4 protein-coding genes are annotated in these 6,246 nt (G+C 74.2%); 2 read left to right on the top strand and 2 right to left on the bottom strand.

Annotated elements, in window-relative coordinates:
• Positions 1-25 precede the first annotated feature (25 nt).
• Both ACFU6K_RS28175 and ACFU6K_RS28170 read right to left on the bottom strand, forming a co-directional pair.
• A complete protein-coding gene (locus ACFU6K_RS28175; RefSeq protein WP_380667635.1) occupies positions 26-622 on the bottom strand; it encodes a GNAT family N-acetyltransferase in 597 nt (198 codons plus the stop codon).
• Between the two features lie 249 nt (positions 623-871).
• Positions 872-1,999, bottom strand: a complete 1,128-nt coding sequence (locus tag ACFU6K_RS28170; RefSeq protein WP_380667633.1) for a hypothetical protein — start codon at positions 1,997-1,999, stop codon at positions 872-874.
• Positions 2,000-2,225: 226 nt separating this feature from the next.
• Here ACFU6K_RS28170 and ACFU6K_RS28165 point away from each other — a divergent pair, with 226 nt between their 5' ends.
• Positions 2,226-4,382: a transglycosylase domain-containing protein gene (locus ACFU6K_RS28165; RefSeq protein WP_380667631.1), complete on the top strand. Its 2,157-nt coding sequence runs from the start codon at positions 2,226-2,228 to the stop codon at positions 4,380-4,382.
• Positions 4,383-4,575: 193 nt separating this feature from the next.
• The coding region (locus tag ACFU6K_RS28160) for a BTAD domain-containing putative transcriptional regulator (RefSeq protein ID WP_380667629.1) at positions 4,576-6,246 on the top strand (1,671 nt) is incomplete at its 3' end.

Genomic DNA, 6,246 nt, shown 5'->3' with positions numbered 1-6,246 from the left:
CACGTGCCCCGCCCGGCGTCGTTCGTCAGATGCCGAACGGTGCGGCGTAGCGGACGGTGCCCGCGGGCAGCGGGTGGCCGTCGTCCAGGGCGAGGGCCATCAGCGCCTCGTCCGGAACCTCGATGCTCAGGCCGATGCCGTGGGCGGAGGCGCGGGTGAAACCGAACCGCGGGTAGTAGTCCGGGTGCCCCAGGACGACGACGTGGCGCTCGCCCAGCTCCCGTGCCGCGTCGAGGGCGGCGCGGACGGCGGCGGAGCCCGCGCCGGTGCGCTGGTACGCGGGGAGCACGGCGCACGGGGCCAGACACAGGGCCGGGACGTCGCCGATGTGGCAGCGGGTCAGCAGGGCGTGGCCGACGGCGGTGCCGTGCTCGGCGGCGTCGTGCGCGCTGATGCCGTGCTCGCCGGTGCCGTGCGCGCCGATGCCGTGCTCGCCGATGCCGTGCGCGCCGGTGCCGAGCTCGGCGGTGGTGACGAGGGACAGACCCTCGATCCAGGAGGGGTCGGCGCGCAGCGCGTCGACGAGGTCGGCCTCGGCGGGCGTTCCGAAGGCGGCGAGGTTGATGTCGCGGATGGTCGGGATGTCGGTGCCGGTCTCGGCACGCGTGATCCAGTTGCGCATGGTGGACGGAGATCCGTTCCTGAGGAGTGTTCGTGCGGGCCCCGCGGGCTCACGCCCCCGGCGGGGCGGGACAGGAGGAGGTCAGGCCGCGGCCCGGGACGTGAGGGAGACCCGGACGCTGCGCATGGCGGCCTTGAGCGCGGTCATCAACCCCACCTCCCTCTTCCTCTGCTCCTGCGTGCTCCTGAACGGCACGTACACGGCACGTACACGGCACGTACTGCGAACGAGTGTACCCGGTCCGCCCGATCAGGCGGGCGGCAGCGGCGGCAGCGGTGCCCCCGGCGGCGGGGTCGAGGACGGGCGGCGGTCGGTGGGGCGGCTCGGCGGGATGACGGGGGCACGGAAGTCGCGCGGGCCGGTCCACAGCGCCGGTACGGCGTCGCTGCGCCGGGCCAGTTCGTACGCCAGCGCCTCGTAGTTGACCCGCCAGCCGTGGAAGTGCGCCCAGGCGTCCTCGACCGGGCGCTCGCGCGGGAACCCGGCCGCGGTGATCATCGCGACGGCGCCCAGGTACTCGGCGTAGGTCAGCCGGATCGGGACGTCCGGGTCCGGGTCCGGTTCGAAGTCGATCCGCAGTGAGCGGCCGATGTCGCGCATCGCGGTGAAGCCGGCCCGGATCACCAGCCGGGCCTCGGGCGGGGCCGAGCGCGGGCAGAGCGCCAGGTGCAGGGCGGCGGCGTCCATCACGGCGATCAGCCCGACCACCCAGCTGCGGTGGGGCTGCGGGGAGCGGAAGGAGAGCAGCACCGGGTAGTTGGAGTGGCTCTCGCCGATGTCGGCGGCCAGCCGCTCCCAGTCCCGGTAGAGCTGGGGGAGCGCGGTCTCGGTGTCCACCAGGGACTGGCGGGCCAGCAGCTCGGGGCCCCAGGCGGGTTCGCCGGCCCGGGACTGCAGCAGGGTCACCTCGGTCTCGCGGCGCTGGTAGGCGGCGTAGAGGGTCGGCAGGTAGGCGATCTGGAGGGCGATGACCAGCGGGCCGCTGGCGGCGGCCAGGAAGTCGATCGCGGAGAGGTGGAGCCGCTCGCCGCTGGCGAAGCCGAGGGTGAACAGGCTGGAACCGGCCTCGCGGACGGACACCGACCAGCTCAGCTCGGAGGTGCCGTGCAGCAGCAGGGTGTAGGCGGTCAGCATGCAGCCGAGCCAGACGCCGAGCATGCCGAGGAGTACCAGCGGCGCCAGCCAGGTGAGCGCCCGGTCCTGCGCGTGGTAGCCGCGGTTCGGCCCGGCGGACAGCCGCAGCAGTGCGCGCAGCACCCGCCAGAGCCGCATCACCAGCGCCGAGTAGAGGCCGCGCGGAACGACCAGCGTGCGCAGGATGCTGCCGATGATCAGCAGGAGCAGCAGCGTGCCGAGCGCGGTCTGGATCATCCTCATGGCGACATTCTGGCGGCACGTCGGGGCTGCCGCGGACCGGGTTCCGCGCGGGCGGGCGTCCGCGGGCTGTTCGTCCACGGTCCGCTGCCCTCCCGCCGGACGCTCACGTCCCACCCGCCGAGCGCAGTATGACCATGATCACACCAAAGCCAGGCATACGTACTGATGTTCCCATCACGTCTATGTGTACGGAGGACCAGCCCACGAGCGAATCGGAGACCGGACTGTGCGTGCTCAGCAAGACGGCGGGGCCGAAGAGGCGGCCGAAGACGTGGCCAAGGAGACCGCCGAGGAGACCGCCGAGGGGACCGCTGAGGGGACCGCCGAGGAGGCCGCCGAGAAGGAGACGCCCGGGCGCCGACGCCGGCGTTTCCTGCCGCGCCCGCGCCCGCACCCCCGGCCGTTACGCGGGTGGCGTCCGTTCCGGGGCCGGCGCCCGTCCCTGCGGATCGACTACCCGCGCCGCGGACGGCGCGGGGTCCGCCGCTGGCTCCCGTCCTGGCGGCAGCTGCTGCTGGTGGCCGGGACGGGCGCGGCGGGGCTGACCGGCTGGCTGCTCTGGTTCTACGCGCACACCGCCGTCCCGGAGGACCTCAACTCCTTCGCCACCCAGCAGAACAACGTCTACTACTGGGCGGACGGCAGCGAGATGGCGCGGATCGGTCCCACCAACCGGCAGGAGGTGCCGCTCGGCCAGGTGCCGGAGCCGGTGCAGTGGGCGGTGCTGGCCGCCGAGAACGAGACCTTCTACAACGACCCGGGCATCTCCGTGACCGGCATCGGGCGCGCCGTCGTCCAGATGGTCACCGGCGGTGAGACCCAGGGCGGCTCCACCATCACCCAGCAGTACGTCAAGAACATCTACCTGAACCAGCGCCAGGACATGTCCCGCAAACTCAGCGAGATCGTCATCGCGATCAAGCTGGACGACCGGATGAGCAAGCAGGACATCCTGGCCGGCTACCTCAACACCAGCTGGTTCGGGCGCGGCAGTTACGGCATCGAGCGCGCCGCGGCGGCGTACTACGGCAAGGACGTCTCCCAGCTCGACCCGAGCGAAGGCGCCTTCCTGGCAGCGCTGTTGAAGGGCGCCGGGCAGTACGACCCGGCGGTCAGCGCGGAGAACCGGGAGCGGGCCGAGGAGCGCTGGTCGTGGATCCTGGACCGGATGGTGGAGGTCGGCAAGCTGTCCGCCGCCGAGCGCGCCAAGTACACCGTGTTCCCCGCGCCCAGGCCGCAGCCGAAGTCGGCGGGGCTGAGCGGCCAGACCGGGTACCTGGTGGACATGGCCCGCGCCTACGTGGAGAGCCACAGCGACATCACCCCGGCCCAGTTCGACCTCGGCGGCCACCAGATCCGCACCACCTTCGAGAAGCCGAGGGTCGACGCCCTGGCCGCCGCCGTGCGGGAGGCCACCGCGGGGATCGACCCGGAGAACCGGGAGGCCGACAAGTTCCTGAAGGTCGGCGCCGCCTCGGTGGCCCCGGACGGCCGGATCGTCGCGCTCTACGGCGGCACCGACTACCTCAAGCAGGGCTTCAACAACGCCAACACCACCACGGTGCCGATCGGTTCGGCCTTCACGCCGGTGGTGTACGCCGCCGGGCTCGGCCAGGGAGTGCAGCGCCAACGGGGCGGCGACCGCACCCCGGTGACGCCCGCCACCCCCTACAACGGCGACGACGGGGTGAACGTGATGACCCCGGAAGGGCCGTACTGGGGACGGGACGGGAAGATCGTCAAGACCGCCAACGATGGCAAGCGGAACTGGGGCACGGTCACCCTGCGGAACGCGGTCGAACAGTCCGTCAACGGGCCGCTGATGCAGCTCGGCATGGACGTCGGTCTGGACCGGGTGCAGAAGACCGCCACCGACCTCGGCCTGCTCCCCAACAGCCTGGGCGAACTCGTCCCCGCCCTCGGCGTCGGCAACTCCACCCCCAGCGCCGTCCGCACCGCCGACGCCTACGCCGCCTTCGCGGCCGGCGGCAGCCACACCGACCCGTACTCTGTCCTCAGGATCTCCCGCAACGGCGTCCAGCTCCCCCTGCGCCTGCCGACCGCCACCCAGGCACTGCCCCCGTCGGTCGCGGCCGAGGTGGACGCGGCGCTCAAGGGCTCCGTCCGCGACGGAGCCGCCAAGCCGGCGGCGGAGGCGGGCCCCGGCCTGGGCGCCAAACCCGGCACCACCGCGGACCGTACGGCAGGGTGGTTCGTCGGCTACAACGGGCAGCTGTCGACGGCGGTCACCATCTTCCGCGCGGACCTGAAGGACATGAAGCTGCTCTCCCTCGAAGGCCTCGGCGGCGCCACCCCGGACACCTCCGACGCCGCCCTCCCGAGCCGCATCTGGAGCACCTACATGAAGTCGGCGGCCCAGTAGGCCGGTCGGCTGCCGGACCCGTGGCCCGCACGGGCCCGGCAGCCCACGCCTGGCCGTTTCGTCGTTCGCGTGGGCGGTTGGGCGCCCGGGCTCGGGCAGGGCTGGTGCATGCCGGTCGGGCCGTGTCCGTACTAGGGTCGTGGTCGGGCCGCAGGCGGTCGTGGGCTCTGAGGGACTGAAGCGGATGCAGCGGATGAAGATGACGTTCGGGCTGTTGGGGCCCCTGACGGTCGCCGTGGACTCCGTGCCGCAGGCGTTGCCGCGGGCCACCGTGCTGCGGGGGCTGCTGGGGGTCCTGCTGCTGGCGGAGGGGGAGCGGCTGTCGGTGGGGCGGCTGCTGGAGCTGGTGTGGGCGGGGCAGGCGGACCGGGTCGGCCGGGGCGCGGTGCACACCGGGATGTCGCGGCTGCGCGGCTGGCTCGGCGGGTTCGGGGACGAGTCGGTGGTGCTGGAGTCGGACGCGCAGGGGTACCGGCTGGTGACCGGGCCGGGCGCGGTGGACCTCGGGCGGTTCCGCGGGCTCGCCGCCGACGGGGATCCGGCCGGGGCGATCGGGCTGCGGCGCGGCCCGGTGCTGGCCGGGCTGGAGCGGGTGAACCGGGAGGACCCGCTGGTGGCCGCCGTGGCGGACGAGGTGCGCGCCACGGTCCTGGCCCTGGCCCGGGCCGTGCGGGCCGACGGGGCGGCCCGGACGGCCGTTCCCGCGCTGACGGCGCTCGCCGAGGAGCACCCGTACGACGAGCCCGTGCAGGCCGCCCTGCTGGAGCTGCTGGCGGCGGACGGGCGGGCGGCGGAGGCGTTGCGCCGCTTCCAGGCGCTGCGCCGGCGGCTGTCCGAGGAACTGGGGATCGAGCCGGGGGAGCAGGTGCAGAGCGTCTTCCTGGCGCTGCTCGCGCACGACCGGGAGGACGCCCGATCCGTCCCGGGGAACTCCCGGGTGCCCTCCCAACTCCCGCGTGACATCCCGGACTTCACCGGCCGCGACGAGCAGGTGCGGCTCGTGCTGGACGCCCTGGCGGCCGGCCGGGTGCCGGTGATCGCCGGGATGGGCGGCATCGGCAAGACGGCGCTGGCCGTCCACAGCGCCCACCGCGCCGCCGTCGACTACCCGGACGGCCGGCTGTACGCGGACCTGCGCGGGGCCGACGAGTCGCCCGCCGACCCGGCCGGCGTGCTGGCCGCCTTCCTGCGCGCCCTCGGTGCGGACCCCCGGGAGATCCCGGCCTCCCTGGAGGAGCGTTCCGCGCTGTACCGCACGCTGCTGGCCGGCCGCCGCACGCTCGTCCTGCTCGACAACGCCGCCGGGGAGCAGCAGATCGGCCCGCTGCTCCCGGGCACGCCGGCGGACCCGGCCGAGCACGGGCCGGACCGTCCGGCCGTCCTGGTCACCAGCCGCGCCGCGCTCACGGCCCTGCCCGGCTCCCGGCTCATCGACCTGCACGAACTCGACGCACCCCACGCCCGGACGCTGCTGCGCCGCATCCTCGGGGACCGCCGGGTCGCCGCCGAGCCGGTGGCCGCCGCCCAGATCGTCGAGCTGTGCGGCGGCATGCCGCTGGCCGTCCGCATCGCCGGGGCCCGCCTGGCCGCCCGGCCGCGCTGGACCCTGGCCCGGCTCGCGCACCTGCTGCGCGACGAACGGCGCCGGCTCGACGAACTGGCCGCGGGGAACCTGGCCGTCCGGGCCGGCTTCGCCGTCGGCTACGCCCGGCTGCCGGAGCCGACCCGCCGTACGTTCCGGCTGCTCGGACTGCTCGACGCGCCCGACTTCGCGCCGTGGGTCGCGGCGGCGGTGGCCGGCATCCTGCCGGAGCAGGCCGAGCGGCAGCTGGAGGAGCTGATCGACGCCCAACTCCTCCAGGAG

Source organism: Kitasatospora sp. NPDC057512 (assembly GCF_042802135.1).
Taxonomy (GTDB): Bacteria; Actinomycetota; Actinomycetes; order Streptomycetales; family Streptomycetaceae; genus Kitasatospora.
This window is presented reverse-complemented; position numbering and strand designations above follow the sequence as displayed.

Bases quoted from the DNA above. Each gene is read 5' to 3' on its own strand.
- ACFU6K_RS28170 (WP_380667633.1), bottom strand. From the start codon at position 1,999: ATGAGGATGATCCAGACCGCGCTCGGCACGCTGCTGCTCCTGCTGATC.
- ACFU6K_RS28175 (WP_380667635.1), bottom strand. From the start codon at position 622: ATGCGCAACTGGATCACGCGTGCCGAGACCGGCACCGACATCCCGACC.